Consider the following 18,634-nt stretch of genomic DNA (forward strand, 5'->3'; position numbering starts at 1 on the left):
CATGGCAAAAGACAATTCTTTTGATATTGTGTCAGAAATGAACCTCGAAGAAGTGAAGAACGCGATTCAAATCGCCGAGAAAGAAATTTTGAACCGTTACGACTTTAAAGGTTCGAAGAGTGAGATGTCACTCGATAACGGCGACCTCGTCCTCGTCTCAGATGACGACTATAAACTCGAGCAATTGAAAGACGTCATGATCACGAAATTGATTAAACGTGGCGTACCGACGAAAAACCTTGATTATCAAAAAGTGGAACGTGCGCTCGGCGGCACAGTTCGTCAACGCGTCAAATTGAAGAGCGGCATCGATAAAGACGATGCAAAAAAAATTAACAACGCCATCAAAGAATCAAAACTGAAAGTGAAGTCACAAATTCAAGACGATCAAATCCGTGTGACAGCCAAGTCGCGCGATGACCTTCAAGCCGTTATGCAGCTCGTCCGTGAGCTCGAATTGTCCGTCGATGCCCAATTCACAAACTACCGATGAAACTCGCCATCATCAGTGACCCACATGGTTCGTTTGATGATTTGAAAGCCGTGCTCGAGTCGGTCCGCCGCGAGACGGAGCACATCCTTTGCCTCGGCGATCTGTACGAGTGTCATATCGGTAAGAAACGGCGCAACGAGCGCTTCCATGAAGTGTCCGATGTGGTGACGTACGACCCTGACTACGAGGCGCTCCTCACCTTCCCTAGCCTGCGCGGCAATCAAGAAGAGCGGATTGACGAAGTGCTCGTGGTCTCGCATCCGGTCAAGACACGAATCGCCTTATTACCGGAGCAGACGACGCTCGATGAGGCGCTATTCTTGCATGGACACCAAGTGAAATGGAGTCCGGACTGGGAACCGCTTGTCGAGAAAGGGAAGTATCCGCTCGTCTTTATCGGACACAGCCATATTCCGGGGATTTACCGGAAAGGCCGCTCGATTCCCTGGGAAATCGGACAGCCGTTCGTCCTAAAGAAAAAACGTTACGTCATCAACGTCGGCGCCGTCATCTTCGACCGGGAGTGGTGTCTGTATGACACGAAAGCTCGGACGGTAACGCGGATGAAAGCATAAGAGAAGGGACCCCACGAAACGGGTCCCTTTTGTCGTCCTTACATTTCTTCTGGAGCTTGAACACCGATCAAACGGAGTCCTTCCGTCAATACGATCGTCACCGCTTTGACGAGGGCGAGACGTGATTGTTTGCCTGCATCTTCTTCAAGGACACGGACATGACCGTAATACTTGTTGAATGCTTGCGCCAAATCGAGCACGTAACGGCTAATGATCGATGGTTCGCGGCGTTCGTGGGCACGTGTGATGACGTGCGGGAACGCGTTGAGCATCGTCACGACGCCCCACGTGTGGTCGTCGTTTGCGCCAGTGAACGTCGAGCCGTCATAGTTGCCTTTACGAAGGAGCGAGTTCGCACGCGCGTTCGTGTACTGCACGTACGGGCCCGTCTCACCTTCGAATTTGAGCATGCTATCGAGGTCGAACTCGATGTTGTTGATGCGTTCATTCTTCAAATCGTGGAAGATGACCGCGCCGACACCGACCATGCGTGCCACGTCGTCCGCGTTCGCAAGTTCCGGGTTCTTCTGAGCGATGTTCGCTTGTGCTTTCTCGATTGCTTCTTTGAGCACTTCCTCGAGCAAGACAATGCGACCTTTACGTGTCGACATCTTCTTCCCTTCTTGCAAAATCAAGCCGAACGGCACGTGATGCATGCCATCGACGAAGTCATAGCCGAGCTTGCGCAAGACTGAGAACAGTTGTTTGAAGTGAAGCGCCTGCTCACCGCCGACGACGTAGTTCGCCTGGACGAAGTTGTACGTCTCATGACGATAGACGGCAGCTGCCAAGTCGCGTGTCGCATAAAGCGTCGCGCCGTCTTTCTTTTTGATCAAGCATGGCGGTAAGTTCTCGTCCTCGAGTGAGACGACCATCGCCCCTTCACTTTCGACGAGAAGGTTTTTCTCTTCGAGCATGGCGACGACACGATCCATCTTGTCGTTATAGAACGCTTCCCCGTTAAAGCTGTCGAATTCGACACCGAGGAGGTCATATACTTTTTGGAACTCTTTGAGTGATTCTTCGCGGAACCACGTCCAAAGCTCAGTCGCTTCCTCGTTGCCGTCTTCGAGTTTCTTGAACCACGCACGGCCTTCGTCCTCAAGTTCCGGTTGTGTCTTCGCTTCTTCGTGGAAATGGACGTAAAGCTTCAAGAGCTCAGCAATCGGATGTGCCCGGACCGCTTCCTCGTCGCCCCATTTTTTATAGGCGACCATCAGTTTACCGAACTGTGTGCCCCAATCCCCGAGGTGGTTGATGCCGACGACGTCATAGCCGTTTTTACGGGCGATTTGGTTGATGGCATTCCCGATCACCGTTGAACGAAGGTGTCCCATCGAGAACGGTTTGGCGATGTTCGGTGACGAGAAATCGGTGACGATTGTCTCGTTGCGTGTCGCATGCGTCGCATAGTCCGCTTGTTCATCGAGCACCGTGTTGATGATTTCTTGTGAGACGACGTCACGGCTCAAGAAGACGTTCACATACGGGCCGGCCGCCTCGACTTTCGTGAACAACTCGTCGTTCAAGTCGTTTGCGATATCCGTCGCGATCATAACCGGGGCTTTACGATAGGCTTTCGCAAGTTGGAAACACGGGAAAGCAAGGTCCCCGTGTGCCTCATGTTTCGGTTTTTCAATCAATGCTTCAATCTGGTCGAGCGTCAACTCGTCCCCGATGACACGGGACAAGGCTTCCGCATATTTGCGTTCATAACTCATTCTAATTCCTCCTTATCATTTGTTCATAAAAAAAACGCCCTTTGCACAGATGCAAAGAGACGGGATGGCCCGCGGTACCACTCTTCTTGCCTGCTTGACGCAGACCGCTTTATCGGTGATAACGGGGGTCCCCCGGCTACGCCTACTCAAGTTCGGATAGCATCTCAAAAGTGCGTTTCGCGATGTTTGTCAGCCTAGGCTCTCACCAATCCCTAGGTCGCTTTGTTGACGGAACGATCGTTACTCTCTTTTTCATCGACTTTCGTCTATGTGGTTGAAAAGCAATTTCATTATAGAGGATATTTCATATAGACTCAATGCTAGAATTCCGCCATTATGATGGATAGGCAGGACTCAGGCGTGATTGTGCCGAATCTCCTACCATACATAATTGAATTTTTCCCACATAGGAGGGAACCATGAACCATTTCCGCAAGATGTCCGTCCTTGGTTGGAGTATTTGGAGTATGCTATTCGGTTTGACGCTCATCTTGTTCGCTACAGGCGTATTGAACATGCCGGCCATCGAGCCGTTACCGTTCATCTTGATCGCGTTGCTCGTCATTATTTTTCAAATGGACTCCATTGAACGGAAAGGCGTCTACTTTACCTTTTCAGAAAGTATCGTCTTAATTATTTTTTTATTCTTTGATTTTGAGACAGCGCTGTTCGTCAATCAGATTGGACTACTCGTCTTCCAGTTCGTCAACTTGAAACCGCGCGTCGCGCTTCGACGGTTCCGTTTTACGTATCCGTGGAATGCCATCACGTCATTTTTGGAAATCGCCATCCCGGCCAGTGTCTACTTGGCACTTGGTGGTGTGACCGGTCTCGGATTCTATTCCCAAGACTCGTTCCTTCCGCTTGCCGGTTTGATTATTGCCATCATTTTGAACACGGTCGTCCAAAAGTATCAAGTCGGCTGGTGGTTCCGCGTCGACATCCCGGTCCGTGACTTTTTAAGCATCGCGTTTTACACGTATATCGTCAGTCTCGTCTTCATTTTGGCGGCCTCGCTCTTCCGAGAGACGAACTTGCTCGTCGTCAGCAGTATCGCCGCCGCACTCACGTTCTTTATTAAGCGACTCATCATTCAAAAAGGTCGACAAGACGCCTTCAAATCGTTGATTGAACAATATGATGAAGCAAAAGAAGCCGTATCGCTATCGCAAAGCGAGGCACAAGCCATCGAAGTGTTCCTCAGTCAATGTGAGCGACTCAACGAGTACGATGAAGGGTACGTCGAGTTCAAACTGTTTGATCGCACACTTTACTTTGATTTGAAGACGCGCCAGCCGATCGATCGCCATGTCGTCTTTGAATTACTCGATGCAACCTATCCGAACGAAGCCTCGGTCGAGTACGAGATGCGCTTCGAATGGGACGCCCCGCTGTCGAACGAATTTAATGAAGACTATCATAGCTTCATCTCGGTCCGTTCCGAGGAAATCGAAGGAATCCGCACGTGGATTGTGATGACGGGCGAGCACGTCTATGGCTATCCGCCCATCATTCAACGCGAGATTGTCAAACTGCTCAAGTCGTTCAATCGGACGATCAGTCGTTGTCATGAACGCGACCGCCTCTATACCGAGAGCCGGACGGACAGCTTGACGCTGCTTGCCAATGCGCGGGCTTTTTATGAATACGGGATTCAACAGATCTCGGACGGCTCGATGTATCCGATTTCCGTCGCGATGCTCGATATCGACTTCTTCAAAAAAATCAATGACACGCACGGTCACCAAGTCGGAGACAGTGTGCTCCAAGAATTCGGTCGCCGCATTCGTCAAGTGCTCCGCACCGAAGACTTTGCCGCCCGTTACGGCGGTGAAGAGTTCATCTTGCTCTTAAACCGTTGTGATGTTGAGGCCGCCGTCGAGATCGCCGAGCGCATCCGCCAACAAATCGAGAACAAACCGTTCCACGTCGACGGAATCGATATACCCGTCACCGCTTCAATCGGTGTCGATACGATTCAGTCGTTCGGCGACAAACGTCTTGACGATACGATTCGTAACGCCGACCGCGCGCTCTACGTCGGCGGGAAATACGCCGGTCGCAACCGCGTCGCCCATTATAATTTCTTAACGACCTGACTCGCCCCCACGTTCATCGCGTGGGGGTTTGCTATTGACAAGCAGATTTGAAACAGGTACGTTAGGGAACGTGTCTTATAACTAAATATCACAACTTTTTTATCAAGAGAGACTGAGGGACTGGCCCGATGACGTCTCGGCAGCGGGTAACCTGTGCCAAATCCAGCGAGCGGTCTGCTCGAAAGATGAAAAAAGTGTTTCTTGTCGAGAGAGCCTTTTTTCAGAAGGCTCTCTTTTTATTTTTATGAATGAGGTGAATCGATTGGAACAACCAACAGCTAACAAATGGGCGCTCTTGCCCTTACTCGTCTTCCTCGTCTTCTTTATCGGGGCAGGCATCTACTATGACGACTTTTATAAATTCCCCGTCTTGATCGCGGCCTTGATTGCCGTCATCGTCGCGGCGATGATGACGAAAGGGAGCGTCACCCAGACGGTCGAACGCGTCGCCCAAGGTGCCGGGAACCCGAGCATCCTCATCATGGTGTTCATCTTCTTGCTCGCCGGTGCGTTTTCAAGCGTCGCCGAAGCAATCGGTGCGATTGACGCGACCGTCAATGCGGCATTGACGTTACTACCGCCCTCGCTCCTATTGAGCGGCCTATTCGTCATCGCAGCCTTCATCTCGATGGCGATGGGTACATCGACCGGGACGATTGCCGCACTGGCTCCGATCGCTCTCGGCATCCATGAGGAGAGCGGCGTCAATATCGCTATCGCGGCGGCAGCCGTCGTCGGGGGTGCCATGTTCGGGGATAACTTGTCGTTCATTTCAGACACGACGATCGCAGCCGTCCGCACCCAGCGGACGAACATGCGCGACAAGTTCCGGACCAACTTTTGGATCGTCTTGCCGGCAGCCGTCATCACAACGATTTTACTCGCTGCCCTATCGAGCGGAGAATCGACCATCGAGCCGGCGGCGTTTGAATGGTATAAGTTGATTCCGTATCTAGCGGTTATCGTGCTCGCTTTGACGGGAATGAACGTCATCCTTGTCTTGCTCGGCGGCATCGCCCTGACCGGCATCATCGGTCTATTGGATGGCAGTCTAGCCGTCACCACGTACGTCACCGCCATGGCGGACGGCATGATGGGCATGGCCGAGATTTCACTCCTGACATTGCTCATGGGTGGGCTCGTCGGACTCATCTCGCACAACGGCGGACTCACGTACTTGCGTGACGCGCTCACGTCCCGAATTAAAAGACGGGCCGGCGCGGAGTGGAGCATCGCCGGGCTCGTCAGTGCGACAAACGTCGCGACGGCGAACAACACGATTTCGATTCTCGTGGCTGGTCCGCTCGCCGCGAACATCGCCGACGATTATGACATCGAACGTAAAAAGTCTGCGAGTGTACTCGATATCTTCTCGTGTGGGGTCCAAGGTCTGTTGCCTTACGGGGCACAGCTTCTCATTGCGGCCGAACTGACGAACACAGCGTCGCCGGCGCTCGTGCCGTATATGTTCTATCCGTTCTTGTTGTTCATTTGCGGAGGATTGGCCATCGCCTTCAACTTCCCGCGTTTCAAAAAACGCGCTTAACGAAAACGACCTTGTGAAGCAGTCGCTTCACAAGGTCGTTTGTCGTTTCGCTTCAAGTTCACGTTTCAGCTGCTCGTTACGTTTTCTGAAGGCACGCCGTTTGAGCAGTTCTTCGAGTCCGCGGCTGATTACCCACAAAACGAACAGCAACAGGACGAGCATCGATAATCGGAACGGGCTTTGAATAAACTCTTCCCACTGGTCACCGATGACAGAGAAAATCAAGACGACGAGCAACTTCCCAAACCCGGCCGCCATAATGAACGTCCGGAGCGGCATTTGGATGAGGGCGAGTAAATACGTAATCAAACTGACCGGAATGAACGGGAGCGAGTAAAGAAACCCGAGCGAGACCGGACTCATATGATTGATGCGTTCGAGCCAATAGACGCCTTGTTTATGCCTCTCGAGCCATCGCGTCATCGGCTTTCGAAAGACGTAGCGAACAGCTGCAAACACAAGAATCGTCCCGAGCAAGCTTCCGACCCACGACAATAACGTCCCGAGCCAAAAACCGTACGTTGCTGCGTTCGCCGAGATGATGAGGACGAGCGGGAGAAATGGAAAGATGGCTTCCAGGAAAGGTGCCCCGAGTCCTGCCCAAGGTCCGCCCGGAAGTCCTTGTAGCCATTCAATCAAGTTTAAAATATATTGTTGGAGTGATGTCAGCATGTCAGTTTCCACCTTCAACTTTCGTTATTCCCTTTTTACCCGATTTCGCTCAGGAAGACGCATCCCCCTGCCCACCGCCGTAAAAAATTAAAAAGTATTTGCGAAATTCCGCTGTGATATCTATCATATAATATGGACTTGTGGTTGCAGGCAAGTCCGTTCGTCGAACGACACAACCCAACGTTCGTTTTCCTGCAAAAAACTGAACACAGGGGAGTAACACACATGGAAACAAAACCAATGCGGGTCTTGCTGTACTATAAGTACGTCAATATCGAAGACCCAGAAACGCTCACACAAGAGCACCTCAAGTATTGCAAGGACCTCGGTATCAAAGGACGCATCTTGATTTCTTCCGAAGGAATCAACGGGACGTGCTCTGGGACTTGGGAACAGACCGAGCAGTACATGAACGACTTGAAAGCGAACCCGCTATTCAGCGACATCGAGTTCAAAATCGATGAAGTCGAAGAGCATGCGTTCTCGAAAATTTTTGTCCGTCATAAGAAAGAGCTTGTGACGTGGCGCTTTGATGGTGAGTTCGACGTGCCTAAACAGCACGGTGCATACCTCGAACCGGCAGAATGGAAAGAGATGATGAATCGCGACGATGTCGTCATCCTCGACGTTCGTAACAACTACGAGTACGATCTTGGTCACTTTAAAAACGCGATCAAAATCGATGTAGAGGCTTCTCGTTACATGCCAGATTGGCTCGAAGAGAACAAGGACCTCTACGAAGGGAAAACGTTACTCACGTACTGTACCGGAGGCGTCCGTTGCGAGAAATTTACCGCATATATGCGTGACCAAGGTCACGACAACATTTTCCACCTTAAAGGCGGCGTCGCCATGTACGGCAAAGACGAAGCCACGAAAGGCGAAGACTGGGAAGGTGAGCTTTACGTCTTTGACGAGCGCATCAACGTCCCGGTCAACACGGTCAACCCGTCCGTTGTTTCGGAGTGCATGCACTGCGGAACGAAGACGGTCCGCTACGTTAATTGTGCCAACCCGGTGTGTAATGCCCAACACTTCTGTTGTGAAGAGTGTGAACCGAAACAAATGCGTTCATGCTCGAAAGAGTGCCAGGAGCATCCACGTAACCGCTATATCATCGAGAATATCGCGGACAAACTTCAGGAGACTGAAGGCGTCGTCGGGTAACAAAAATCGACCAGAAAGCACTTCGAGCCTACGCTCGAGGTGCTTTTTTGACAGAAACTTTACGTCTAGCCAATGACAGAATCGGGTATAGTGTAGATACCATTGTCAGACAGGAAGTGAATCGATTGCTCTTTAACGAACCTTTACTCGCCGCCTTGCTCGCTTGGTTCATCGCACAAGCAGCCAAGCTCGTAACCGAACTCATTAAAACACGAGATTTTGAATTAGAAATCATGTTTGCCTCGGGTGGGATGCCAAGTTCCCACTCTTCGACCGTCGTCGCCTTAGCGACCGTCATCGGTCGAATCGAAGGGCTCGATTCCAGCATGTTCGCGCTCGCCTTGATTTTTGCGACGATCGTCATGTACGATGCGACCGGCGTTCGTCAGGCGGTCGGATTCCAGGCCCGCTTGTTGAACGACTACTTCAAAGGAATCAAGCACGAGACGCCCATCTTAAATGAGCTGGTCGGTCATACCCCGTTCCAAGTCATCGTCGGGGCTTTACTCGGTCTCGTGGTCGGACTGTTTTTCCCAATTTAATGTGAATGATGCAGGCATGTCGTTCCCCCCTTCTAAAAACTCACCATCTTTTTGTGAACTTTCACAACAGAGACGGTATAGTGAGAGAGAGGAGGAATCGACATGCCTTTTTTGCAGAAATCTTATGAGTCGCTCGATACGCTCGCCGAAGCAATCGGACAAGCGATTCGGGCCCCCATCACGATTGAAAATCGACACCATCAGTTGCTGGCCTATAGCACCCACCCCGACTCGACCGACCCGGCACGAATCGCGACGATTATCGGCCGCCGTGTCCCGGAAGCGGTCATCGAGGACTTGTGGGAAAGTGGAATCCTTCAAGAAGTGATCGACCGCGACGAACCGGTCGTCATCCCGGCCCGAATGGCCGTCGGTCTCGGTGAGCGGGCGGCCGTCGTCATCAAGCAACAAGGGGATGTGCTCGGTTATATTTGGAGCCTGGCCCGAACGACGCCGTTTTCAGAACAGGAACTCACCGTCCTACAAGAAGGGGCAACCATCGCCAAAAAATTGCTGATGACCATCGCGATGCACGAACGACGCATCGACGCCGAATTGGAACGCTTCTTTTTAGAAGTGCTGGCCACTCCCGTCTTATCGCCATCCCACCGCGATCGCTTGAATGAGCTCGCACCGATTGCCGTCGCCAGCCGCCTCACCGTGATTGAATGTGCCCAGCCGGTCACCCCGCAACTGGCGGAACGACTGTTTTATGTATTGGCGACCCAGCAAGCGATTGAAGTCGTCCTGCACGCGATCGATGGCCAGCAGTTACTCGTCTGGCATTATATGAAATCGGACTTGGCCGAGGAAGAAACGGCGCTCTTGCAGTGGGCCGACCGCTTTGAAACGCAGCTCCGAGACAAGTTCATTGAAGCGGAGCCGCGCCTTGGCATCAGTCGACGCTTTTTTGAGAGCGACATGCTCTATGCGGCGATGGAAGAAGCACGACGCGTCACGTCGCTTCGCCGAAAGTTCCCGTATGAGCTTGCGACATCGCGCACGTTCGAACAGATCGGAATTTATCAGCTCGTACCCGATTTGGCCCGACGCATCGGGCTTCGTCTCGAGACGCATCCGACCATCGAGCGCCTACAGGCGTATGACGTCACGCATCATACCGAGCTCGTCACGACGCTCGAATGGTATTTCTATTTTGATGGGAACGTCAAGCGTGTCGCCGCTCATCTTCACATCCATCCGAACACCGTGCTCTACCGGATTCGGCGGATTGAAGAACTGACGAACATCACACAAGTCTCGCTCCCTGAACGGGCCGCCGTTTATCTCGCCATTAAGGCCGGTCAATACCGCCAAGACGATTAACGCCTACTTTGTGTTTTTTCACAAAGTGGGCGTTATCACTTTTAGAATCCATGCTAAAGACAGCGTTTTCGGATGGGTCTATACTAGAGGTGTGAACAAATTGTGTCAGTAGAGAAAGGGGAACTTTACATGAAAATCGGGGTATTGAAAGAGATTAAAAACAACGAAAACCGCGTCGCCTTGACGCCGATGGGTGCAGCTGTATTAACTGAACTTGGACACGAGGTCCTCGTCGAGACGGAAGCGGGCGTCGGTAGCGGCTTCACAAATATGGAGTATGTCGATGCGGGGGCAACCATCGTCGACACCGCTGCGGACGTTTGGGGAAACGTGGAATTGGCGTTGAAAGTAAAGGAACCGCAACCATCGGAATATCGTTATTTCCGTCCTGACTTGACCCTCTTCACTTATTTGCATTTGGCGGCCGAACCAGAACTTACGAAAGCACTCGTCGATTCCGGTGTGACGGCCATCGCCTATGAGACGGTCGAGATCGACCGCACATTGCCGCTCCTCACACCGATGAGCGAAGTGGCCGGACGGATGGCTGCTCAAATCGGCGCCCAAATCCTTGAAAAACCGCACGGTGGAAAAGGGATTCTCTTGTCTGGCCTGCCAGGCGTACCACGTGCGAACGTCACCGTCATCGGGGGCGGTGTCGTCGGGATGAATGCCGCCCGCATCGCGATTGGTCTTGGTGCCAACGTCACGATTATGGACATCAGCCCGGCTCGCCTGCGCCAAATCGATGATCAGTTCGGCAACACAATCAACACACTCATCTCAAACAGCTACAATATCGCCAAACAAGTCGCTGAAAGTGACCTTGTCATCGGTGCCGTCCTCATTCCAGGCGCGAAAGCACCGAAGCTCGTCACGAAAGAAATGGTCCAACAGATGTCACCAGGTTCGGTCATCGTCGATGTCGCCATCGACCAAGGCGGAATCTGCGAAACCATCGACCATATCACGACGCATGACGCGCCGACGTACGAGCGTTACGGGGTTCAACACTATGCCGTCGCCAACATGCCAGGTGCTGTCCCACGCACGTCGACACTCGGTTTGACGAACGCCACGATGCCGTATATCGTCGAGTGCGCACAAAAAGGGATTTTCCCGGCACTCCGCGAGAACGCAGCCTTGCTTAAAGGATTGAACGTCATCGACGGGACGGTCACGTATGAAGCCGTCGCCCGCGACCTCGGCTACACGTTCGTCGCTCCAGCCGAAGCCATCACGAAGCAACTACAAGCGTAAACGTAAATCCGCCAGCAACGATGCTGGCGGATTTTTTGTTGTTCTCGTCCCATTCAAAAACGCTCGAACCGATCGGTTCGAGCGTTTTTGTGCTTATGCGTTCTCGACGGCGATGTCCTCACCGATGATTTTCACTTCTGGTTCAAGCTCAATCTCGAACTTCTCCTTCACCGTCGCCTGGACGTGTCGGATGAGCGAGATGTACTCAGTCGCTGTCGCTTCATCGATATTGACGATGAATCCGGCATGTTTGAGTGAGACTTCCGCTCCACCGATCCGCTTCCCTTGCAGGCCACAGTCTTGAATCAATTTGCCGGCGAAGTAGCCCGGTGGTCGTTTGAAGACGCTACCGCATGATGGATACTCGAGCGGTTGCTTCGACTCGCGCTTGTACGTCAAGTCGTCCATGACGTCTTTGATCGCTTCATAGCCGAGCGGTTCGAGTTCAAACGTCGCTTCGAGCACAATCAACCCGTCTTTCGAAATCCGGCTCGTCCGGTAGTCGAGATCGAGTTCGTCTTTCGTAAGTGTCATGAGCTGCCCTTCAGGCGACAATACGACCGCACTCGTGATAACGTCTTTCGTTTCTCCACCGTAGGCGCCTGCGTTCATATACACCGCGCCACCGACCGTTCCCGGGATGCCACAGGCAAATTCTAAGCCAGATAACTCTTCGGTCAACGCTTGACGTGAGACGTCGATGATGGCCGCACCGGCTTGGGCGATCAGTTGATTCCCGTCTCGACGAATCGTTTTCAGTTCGTTCAAGTTTAAGACGATGCCACGAAGGCCTCCGTCACGGACAATCAAGTTCGACCCGAACCCGAGAATCATGAATGGGACGCTCTCGCGATGGGCGAGCTCAAGCACGGCTTGAACTTCTTCATACGTGTGCGGGGCCACGAAATAATCGGCCTGCCCACCTAATTTTGTATACGTGTGTGCCGACAGCGGCTCATCTTGCTTCACGCGATCGGCCGGAATGATAGTGAGTAGTTGATTTAAAAAGCTCATGCGTTGCCTCAATCCTTTACGTTCAATTTTAAAGCATGCCTCGGTTCGTCAAGAGAGAGGCAGGCACGTCACTGAATGATTTCAGTACGAAACACAGTATACAAATCTTTGACAGGGGTGACAAGCAACGTTTTCTTTACAATGAAGGAATTGGTTTATAACAATAATGATGTAGCAACGGCAACGACGATAGGAATTGTAAAGTTATCCCAATCTCGATACGAAATTGCTTCTGTGAGTGTGGCAATGATTGAAATAATGAATCCATATGTTACCACTTGCCAAAGTGGAATATCATCCCACAAAAATAATAAAAAGAGAACGGCATACGAGCTGAGGAACATGGCCATGCTACCTTGGAACGAGCGCTTCTGTCCGTATAAATCATAGGTCACTGTCCCGTACTTCCGACCGATGAGCGCGGCCAGGCCATCGCCCCACGCCAAGACGAGCGATCCTGCCAAAAAGGCGAGCGGCTCTGATTCAAAGAAGAAGAACAGGATGACGAGCAAGGCGATCGGATAATAGACGGTGCCGAGCGATTTACGTTCCGTCTGATGAACCGGTGACGGACTCTTATAAAGAAGGAACGCGTTCGCGAACGTGAAAAAGACGAGCGGCACGGCGGCGACGTACCAAGTTTCCATTAACCAAACTGCAAGCAGCGACCAATGGCCGACCGCGATATGTACACTTTTACGAATTGTCTCATCCGTCCAGCCGAGGCGTTTGCCAATCTGTTCAAGACCGACGAGAAACACCAGGACAATGACGATGGACAGGATGGAACTGACCCATTCATTCATCTTTGAACCACCTTTATCTACATTTTTTTGTACGTTTTCATTATACCTTAATCGAGCGATAGCCTAGCTTCCTTTTCAAACATTTGGTAGAATGAGGTCAAATGACTGTATAGCCAACGAACGAAGGCGGCTATAGAAAGGATGCCTGTATGCGCGACGCAATTTCGATTCAAACTTTGGCTGATTGCCTTCACTATATGCGGGTTGGCGACGTTGACCGGGCCATCTCGCTCTTTCCCGAGGACGTGCGCGAGCATTTCCCGAAAGAGCTTCGCAAAATCCACTTGTTTCATATTGAAAAGAACGGACTGTCAATCAATCAAATCGTCGCTTTGGCGAACACGTTGACCGGAGAACATTTATCCGCGACCACGATTCAAAACTGGACGAAGCGAGAAGTCCGCAAAATCATCGGGGTCCCCCGGGTCGGAAAGAAATACTCGCTCCAACAAGCGGCTATCATTTATTTGCTGGATGATTTGAAGCACTTGTTCTCACTTGAAGAGACGAGTTCTCTCCTCGCACTCATCTTCAACAATCCTGACCGCGACGAGGACGACCTCATCTCGCCCATTGACTTTTATCGTCTCTATGCCGAGTACGCCAAGTCGACGAGCCCGATCGAGCTCCTCGACACGCGTGCGAAGCGCTCGATTGAAAAGATGGGGGTCACCCACCCGAACATCTTGCACGTCCTCAAACTCTGTCTATACGCCCATCGCGTGACGACACTCGAGATCGAGGCGAAACACTATTTGAACCGCTTCATTTGATCTTCGTCGAATGAGGCTTTTTTTTAGAAAAAAAACACCAGTCGCAGTGACTGGTGTTCGTCATATTGGTTACACCGATACCGCGATTGGCATCCGTGATTTGACTGTCAACGTTTTAAGGACAGACAACAACTCGAACATCGAGAGTTGGTCGGCCTCTTTCGTCAGGCAGAAGCAATCATCGTCTTGTTTGCGGAGTTCCGCCACAAGCTTACCTGCTTTGTCTCGAACGCTGAACTTGTAACGCTCGACATCGTATTGAATCGTATAGAGACCGCGTTCGTAGACGTTGTACTCACACTTTTTCCCGAATAACGAGAATTTGTCCTTCAACTGACCAATCGCTTGTCCATCGTGGTTCATGACGACCCACTTCTGACAGTTCGGGATATACTTCCCGTGAGCGATTTGACGGCCTGACAAGTTGTGCACTTGAACACTGCCCTCCGCGTCGCGGTGAACAGATCCGATCGCATCATTTGTCTCGTCATAAATGGTCGCTTCTCCTTGCGTAAAGACGCAACCTTTTACATAAATTAATTTGCGCACCGCTTTTCCTCCTAATACGTTCCAACCGTTGATTTGTGTGTGTTTGGTTGGTATTTCTATGAAACCCCCAAATTGGTACTGCGCGTCGCTTTTTCTCGTTTCAGCGACTACATATTTCATATGACGAAGATGATTATTGCACCTATTCGTGAAAAAGACAACCCCTTTTTCTTCGACACAATCCGCCATTCTGTCAAACTTGTGAACACGCCTGATATTATCGCTTGAAACCGGCCTGTTTCAACATCTCTTCGAGCTCCGTTCTTGCAATCAGACGAACTTGATTTGGCTCCGCCAATTCGTATGCACTATCGGTATAAAATGAGTTCGTCACGACCCAACCTTCGTTCACCCCATAGTATGGAACGGAGGCTGCGACTTGTTGGACTGCCTCAAGCCCGACCGCTTTTTCATAGCGCTTCGCTTGGACCGCGATTGACCATCCGTCCTCCGCTTCAAGGAGCAGATCCGCCCCGAAGTCACGCGACGCCGGCGTCACCGTCACCGTGTAACCGAGTGCGGTGAACACTTCTTCTAAAAATAACTCAAATTCACGACCGTCCATCCGATCGATGCGGTGAATCGTCGACAGACGCATACGCCAGATGAGCCAGAGCAGGCCGATTCCTAAACACGCGACGATACTCCATATCGGCGCATCTCCCCACCATAATCCGATGGCGATCAACAAGCTGAGCCCCATTCCCTTCACATCTATCGTCCTCTCTATCTGTTCTTGTCTTCACTTTACCGTTTGGAGGCAGGAAAACAAAGGGGGAGCTGTCGAATGTATTGAAGATGTACCCGTGTGACATACAGAAGGAGGGATCATCGTTAATGGAGAACCGAGGACATCTCCAAAACGAATTGCTGCACGCCTTGCCTTACGGTGTAGCGTTAATCATGACGGACGGGACAATCGTCCAAGCGAACCGGCCGTTTTTAGAGCAATTCCCTGAAGACTTACAAACGAGAACAAACATCTTTCATATGGTCAACCAATCACCGATTACGATGGAGCTATCGAGACGAATGGAGCAAGGCTTGCCTTGGACGTACGAGATGCCGACAATTCGCATCCACGCCATCCCGAACGGTGACGTCTATATCTTATCGATTGAACCTCTCCCGCTCGATACGCGGGTGACCGTCCAACATAACGCTTTCGAAGCGATGATGCACACCGAACTCGACATGGCGATGGTTATGACCGATGCCAATCTGTTAATCAATCGCTTCAATAAAGGGGCGACCGAGCTGTTCGGTTACGAGCCGCATGAAGTACTTTACGAAATGACCCCGTTCGGTCTATTCGAGTCGCGCGAGCTGAGCGAGAAACGGACCCATTATCAAGACGAGACAGAGCGGTTGTTGTCATTCGAACAGATGCTGCGTGTGGCACTAGACCGTGGCGACCGTGAATGGAAGTTCCAACGAAAAGACCGGACCCATTTCGTTGGAAAACTGTTCATGCATCCGGTCTACGAACAAGCTCGCGTCATCGGCTTTTTCTTTTTCGTTTTCGATGTCAGTCCTGAAATCGCCTTGAAAGGCGAATTGCTGCATAAAGAACAACGGTATCGCATGTTCGCCGAATCGGTCATCGAAGCCGTCCTGTTTCACGAGGGCGGGACCATCTTAGATGCGAACAAGGCGGCCGAATCGATTTTCCGAATCCCGGCCGAACAGATGGTCGGTCGCCAAACGATTGAATTTATCGCTGAAGGCTATCGGGCCGACGTGTTGCGCCGGATCCGGAACCACATCCAGACACCTTACGAGGTCATCGGCCGTCGTGAGGACGGGACGTTCCTCGAGATGGAAGTGTATCCGAAAGAAGTGACGTTCCAAGGCCAGACGCTCCGGGTCGCCGTCATGCGCGACATTAGCGATCGGAAGAAAGTCGAGCGGATGCTCGAGCGGGAGAAGAATGCCATCGCCCGGCAACGAGATATCATCCAATCGATTTTACAGGCCTCCAATGAAGCGTTCGTCTTGACCGAATCGAACGGCAGCGTCCTGTTCATGAACGTGCACGCCCGTCGCCTGCTCGATTTGCCAGGAATCGCCCCGAACAAGATGCAAGAGCGGATCCCGCTCCTGTCGACGTTCCGCACGCGCGACCGCACCGAGATGTTGAAAAAAATCGACTTATTACTCGACGGCTCTGCCCGCGAAGTGTCGATGCGTTTCTCCATCCCGCAGCCGAACGACCGGGATGAACAGTATTACGAGATGTACGGGACCGGTATGGATACAAAACGCCAAATCGGAATGGACAGCGGCTTCTTATTCGTGTTCCGCAACCGGACCGAGGAAGAGCGGATGGACCAAATCAAAAACGAACTGGTCAGCACCGTCTCACACGAACTTCGCACCCCGCTCTCGTCACTGTCGGGATATATCGAGCTGATGCTTACCCGCGACTTGAATCCCGAGAAGCGCGAGCGTTACTTAAAGACGATGGCGAAAGAAGCGAAGCGTTTGACCGACTTGTTAAACGATTTTCTCGACATTCAACGCATGGAAGACGGCAATCAAGAGTATAAGAAAGACCATTTCGTCTTGAACGAACTCGTCCGTGACGTCGTCGAACGCTTCCGCGAGACGAGCAACCACTCCATCCATTTCGATGATGCCGATGAAGTGCTCCACCTCGTCGCCGATCAGGACCGCATCGAGCAGGTCATCATCAACTTGTTATCGAACGCCATCAAGTATTCGCCGAACCATCACGAAATCGAGGTACGGGTGCGCAAAGAACGAAATCAAGCCCACGTCTCGATTCAAGACTTTGGTATCGGGATTCCGGAGCATGCGTTCGAAGAACTGTTCAAGAAGTTTTATCGAGTCGACAACTCGGATACACGCCAAATCGGCGGGACGGGTCTCGGGCTATCCATCTGTAAGGAAATCATCGAATCGCACGGCGGAAGTATCGAGGTCGAATCGAGCGTTGGCGTTGGCTCGACATTCACGTTCACGTTGGACTTAGCGGAGGAGACACTATGAACCATTACGCTTTCACCGGTTTCCCCGGCTTTTTAGCCGGAAAGATGATCACGCACCTCGCGTCATTGCCGAATCAGATCGGGACGATTTACGCACTCCACCTCCCGACCGAACGTTCCGGCGCACATGCTTTAAAACAGGAGCTGTTGGAAGCGACGTCGTTACGAGATGATCAGCTCGTGCTCGTCGAGGCCGATATCACGCTACCTGAAGTCGTGCTTGATCCAATCATGCGCTCCGTCATCGAGCGTGAAGTGAATTACGTGTTCCATTTGGCAGCCGCTTACGATTTGAGCATCCCGTATGATGTCGGATATCGCATCAACTTGCTCGGGACGAAACACATCACCTCATTGGCGAAACGGGCACCCTATTTAAAGCGGTACGTCTACTTCAGCACCGCCTATGTGTCTGGACGTCGTCAAGGGACCGTTTATGAGAACGAGTTATGGCACCGCGTTCGTTTTAAAAACCATTACGAGGCGACGAAGTATGAGGCCGAGGCCATCGTCTCGCGCGAGCTCGGCTCGATGCCGGTGACCATCATCCGTCCGGGCATCGTCATTGGCCATAGCGAGACCGGCGAGACGAAGAAGTTTGACGGGGTCTATTTCGTCTTAAAGTTAATGGACCAACTTCGTCAAGCTGCCCCGCTGCCTTACATTGGACGACAGAATATCGAAGTAAACCTCGTTCCTTATGATTACGTCGTCGAGGCAACCGCTTATCTCGCTCACGCTCCGGTCGGTTTGAAGCGGACGTTTCATTTGACCGACCCGTTTCCACACGGGGCCCGCGAAGTGTACCGTATGATTCACGAAGAGATGTTCGGTCGCCCTCCACGCGGGACCATCCCGCATGCGGTCGCGGAGACCGGATTCTCGGCGCTACATCTGTCGGAACGTTACGGCGTTCCGCGTGAGCTACTCGCCTACTTTAAGCATCAAGTCCATTTCGATACGACACAGACGCTCCGCGCACTCAGCGGCACTGATATCGTCTGTCCGGATTTAAAGGACTATCTGCCAAAAGTCGTTGCCTATTACGAGACACACAAAAAGCCCTAATTAGGGCTTTTT

At 51.8% G+C, this 18,634-nt stretch carries 17 protein-coding genes, 1 riboswitch and 1 other annotated feature; of the genes, 11 read left to right on the forward strand and 6 right to left on the reverse strand.

The window, feature by feature from the left end:
* Position 1 precedes the first annotated feature (1 nt).
* Both KNP84_RS08625 and KNP84_RS08630 read left to right on the forward strand, forming a co-directional pair.
* Entirely contained in the window at positions 2 to 493 is a 492-nt protein-coding gene (locus tag KNP84_RS08625) for a YajQ family cyclic di-GMP-binding protein (RefSeq protein ID WP_021068146.1), read from the forward strand.
* A complete protein-coding gene (locus KNP84_RS08630) occupies positions 490 to 1,068 on the forward strand; it encodes a metallophosphoesterase family protein (RefSeq protein WP_214715006.1) in 579 nt (192 codons plus the stop codon). Before KNP84_RS08625 ends, KNP84_RS08630 begins: the two co-directional genes overlap by 4 nt.
* A gap of 38 nt (positions 1,069 to 1,106) precedes the next feature.
* Here the strand turns inward: KNP84_RS08630 and argS are convergent, their stop codons facing one another.
* A complete protein-coding gene (gene argS, locus KNP84_RS08635; protein ID WP_021068144.1) occupies positions 1,107 to 2,789 on the reverse strand; it encodes an arginine--tRNA ligase in 1,683 nt (560 codons plus the stop codon).
* Between the two features lie 52 nt (positions 2,790 to 2,841).
* Positions 2,842 to 3,054, reverse strand: a binding site (T-box leader).
* Positions 3,055 to 3,208: 154 nt separating this feature from the next.
* On the opposite strand from argS, the gene KNP84_RS08640 reads away from it, so the two are divergent.
* Entirely contained in the window at positions 3,209 to 4,888 is a 1,680-nt protein-coding gene (locus KNP84_RS08640) for a GGDEF domain-containing protein (RefSeq protein WP_021068143.1), read from the forward strand.
* Positions 4,889 to 4,984: 96 nt separating this feature from the next.
* A riboswitch (SAM riboswitch) is annotated at positions 4,985 to 5,080 on the forward strand.
* Positions 5,081 to 5,132: 52 nt separating this feature from the next.
* Positions 5,133 to 6,434, forward strand: a complete 1,302-nt coding sequence (locus KNP84_RS08645; RefSeq protein ID WP_034797487.1) for a Na+/H+ antiporter NhaC family protein — start codon at positions 5,133 to 5,135, stop codon at positions 6,432 to 6,434.
* Positions 6,435 to 6,461: 27 nt separating this feature from the next.
* Here KNP84_RS08645 and KNP84_RS08650 read toward each other — a convergent pair whose 3' ends face one another.
* Entirely contained in the window at positions 6,462 to 7,106 is a 645-nt protein-coding gene (locus KNP84_RS08650; RefSeq protein ID WP_021068141.1) for a TVP38/TMEM64 family protein, read from the reverse strand.
* 225 nt (positions 7,107 to 7,331) lie between these two features.
* Between KNP84_RS08650 and trhO the strand changes: the two genes are divergently transcribed.
* From trhO to ald, 4 genes are all read left to right on the forward strand, one after another.
* Complete coding sequence (gene trhO, locus KNP84_RS08655; protein WP_034804313.1) at positions 7,332 to 8,273, forward strand: oxygen-dependent tRNA uridine(34) hydroxylase TrhO; 942 nt, start codon at positions 7,332 to 7,334, stop codon at positions 8,271 to 8,273.
* A gap of 116 nt (positions 8,274 to 8,389) precedes the next feature.
* Entirely contained in the window at positions 8,390 to 8,815 is a 426-nt protein-coding gene (locus KNP84_RS08660; protein WP_029596250.1) for a divergent PAP2 family protein, read from the forward strand.
* 102 nt (positions 8,816 to 8,917) lie between these two features.
* Positions 8,918 to 10,141 (forward strand): PucR family transcriptional regulator, encoded by a 1,224-nt coding sequence (locus KNP84_RS08665; protein WP_215114629.1) that lies wholly within the window; start codon positions 8,918 to 8,920, stop codon positions 10,139 to 10,141.
* A gap of 129 nt (positions 10,142 to 10,270) precedes the next feature.
* Entirely contained in the window at positions 10,271 to 11,401 is a 1,131-nt protein-coding gene (gene ald, locus KNP84_RS08670; protein WP_021068137.1) for an alanine dehydrogenase, read from the forward strand.
* A 93-nt stretch (positions 11,402 to 11,494) separates the two neighbouring features.
* Here the strand turns inward: ald and murB are convergent, their stop codons facing one another.
* Both murB and KNP84_RS08680 read right to left on the reverse strand, forming a co-directional pair.
* The gene (gene murB / locus KNP84_RS08675) at positions 11,495 to 12,415 is read right to left on the reverse strand and encodes a UDP-N-acetylmuramate dehydrogenase (RefSeq protein WP_021068136.1); all 921 of its coding nucleotides are present in this window, start codon (positions 12,413 to 12,415) and stop codon (positions 11,495 to 11,497) included.
* Between the two features lie 155 nt (positions 12,416 to 12,570).
* Positions 12,571 to 13,221, reverse strand: coding sequence for a diacylglycerol/polyprenol kinase family protein (locus KNP84_RS08680; protein WP_029596251.1), 651 nt, complete (start codon positions 13,219 to 13,221; stop codon positions 12,571 to 12,573).
* A 149-nt stretch (positions 13,222 to 13,370) separates the two neighbouring features.
* Here KNP84_RS08680 and KNP84_RS08685 point away from each other — a divergent pair, with 149 nt between their 5' ends.
* A complete protein-coding gene (locus tag KNP84_RS08685; RefSeq protein WP_029596252.1) occupies positions 13,371 to 13,994 on the forward strand; it encodes a DUF1836 domain-containing protein in 624 nt (207 codons plus the stop codon).
* Between the two features lie 69 nt (positions 13,995 to 14,063).
* Here KNP84_RS08685 and KNP84_RS08690 read toward each other — a convergent pair whose 3' ends face one another.
* Complete coding sequence (locus KNP84_RS08690; RefSeq protein ID WP_021068133.1) at positions 14,064 to 14,543, reverse strand: LURP-one-related family protein; 480 nt, start codon at positions 14,541 to 14,543, stop codon at positions 14,064 to 14,066.
* Positions 14,544 to 14,760: 217 nt separating this feature from the next.
* Positions 14,761 to 15,246 carry a restriction endonuclease gene (locus tag KNP84_RS08695; RefSeq protein WP_241764639.1) on the reverse strand — a complete coding sequence of 162 codons (486 nt, stop codon included), beginning with the start codon at positions 15,244 to 15,246 and terminating at the stop codon, positions 14,761 to 14,763.
* A gap of 134 nt (positions 15,247 to 15,380) precedes the next feature.
* Here KNP84_RS08695 and KNP84_RS08700 point away from each other — a divergent pair, with 134 nt between their 5' ends.
* Together KNP84_RS08700 and KNP84_RS08705 are read left to right on the forward strand one after the other, a co-directional pair.
* Entirely contained in the window at positions 15,381 to 17,555 is a 2,175-nt protein-coding gene (locus KNP84_RS08700) for a PAS domain-containing sensor histidine kinase (RefSeq protein WP_029596254.1), read from the forward strand.
* Entirely contained in the window at positions 17,552 to 18,622 is a 1,071-nt protein-coding gene (locus tag KNP84_RS08705; RefSeq protein WP_214801501.1) for an SDR family oxidoreductase, read from the forward strand. The genes KNP84_RS08700 and KNP84_RS08705 overlap by 4 nt, the downstream gene beginning before the upstream one ends.
* The last annotated feature ends 12 nt before the right edge of the window (positions 18,623 to 18,634 follow it).

Origin of the sequence: Exiguobacterium sp. s70, assembly GCF_018618315.1 — a bacterium.
Lineage (GTDB): Bacteria > Bacillota > Bacilli > Exiguobacteriales > Exiguobacteriaceae > Exiguobacterium > Exiguobacterium chiriqhucha.

Bases quoted from the DNA above. Each gene is read 5' to 3' on its own strand.
- ald (WP_021068137.1), top strand. From the start codon at position 10,271: ATGAAAATCGGGGTATTGAAAGAGATTAAAAACAACGAAAACCGCGTC.
- KNP84_RS08700 (WP_029596254.1), top strand. From the start codon at position 15,381: ATGGAGAACCGAGGACATCTCCAAAACGAATTGCTGCACGCCTTGCCT.
- KNP84_RS08685 (WP_029596252.1), top strand. From the start codon at position 13,371: ATGCGCGACGCAATTTCGATTCAAACTTTGGCTGATTGCCTTCACTAT.
- KNP84_RS08645 (WP_034797487.1), top strand. From the start codon at position 5,133: ATGAATGAGGTGAATCGATTGGAACAACCAACAGCTAACAAATGGGCG.
- KNP84_RS08625 (WP_021068146.1), top strand. From the start codon at position 2: ATGGCAAAAGACAATTCTTTTGATATTGTGTCAGAAATGAACCTCGAA.
- murB (WP_021068136.1), bottom strand. From the start codon at position 12,415: ATGAGCTTTTTAAATCAACTACTCACTATCATTCCGGCCGATCGCGTG.
- KNP84_RS08680 (WP_029596251.1), bottom strand. From the start codon at position 13,221: ATGAATGAATGGGTCAGTTCCATCCTGTCCATCGTCATTGTCCTGGTG.
- KNP84_RS08695 (WP_241764639.1), bottom strand. From the start codon at position 15,246: ATGGGGCTCAGCTTGTTGATCGCCATCGGATTATGGTGGGGAGATGCG.
- KNP84_RS08630 (WP_214715006.1), top strand. From the start codon at position 490: ATGAAACTCGCCATCATCAGTGACCCACATGGTTCGTTTGATGATTTG.
- KNP84_RS08650 (WP_021068141.1), bottom strand. From the start codon at position 7,106: ATGCTGACATCACTCCAACAATATATTTTAAACTTGATTGAATGGCTA.
- KNP84_RS08640 (WP_021068143.1), top strand. From the start codon at position 3,209: ATGAACCATTTCCGCAAGATGTCCGTCCTTGGTTGGAGTATTTGGAGT.
- KNP84_RS08665 (WP_215114629.1), top strand. From the start codon at position 8,918: ATGCCTTTTTTGCAGAAATCTTATGAGTCGCTCGATACGCTCGCCGAA.
- KNP84_RS08705 (WP_214801501.1), top strand. From the start codon at position 17,552: ATGAACCATTACGCTTTCACCGGTTTCCCCGGCTTTTTAGCCGGAAAG.
- argS (WP_021068144.1), bottom strand. From the start codon at position 2,789: ATGAGTTATGAACGCAAATATGCGGAAGCCTTGTCCCGTGTCATCGGG.
- trhO (WP_034804313.1), top strand. From the start codon at position 7,332: ATGGAAACAAAACCAATGCGGGTCTTGCTGTACTATAAGTACGTCAAT.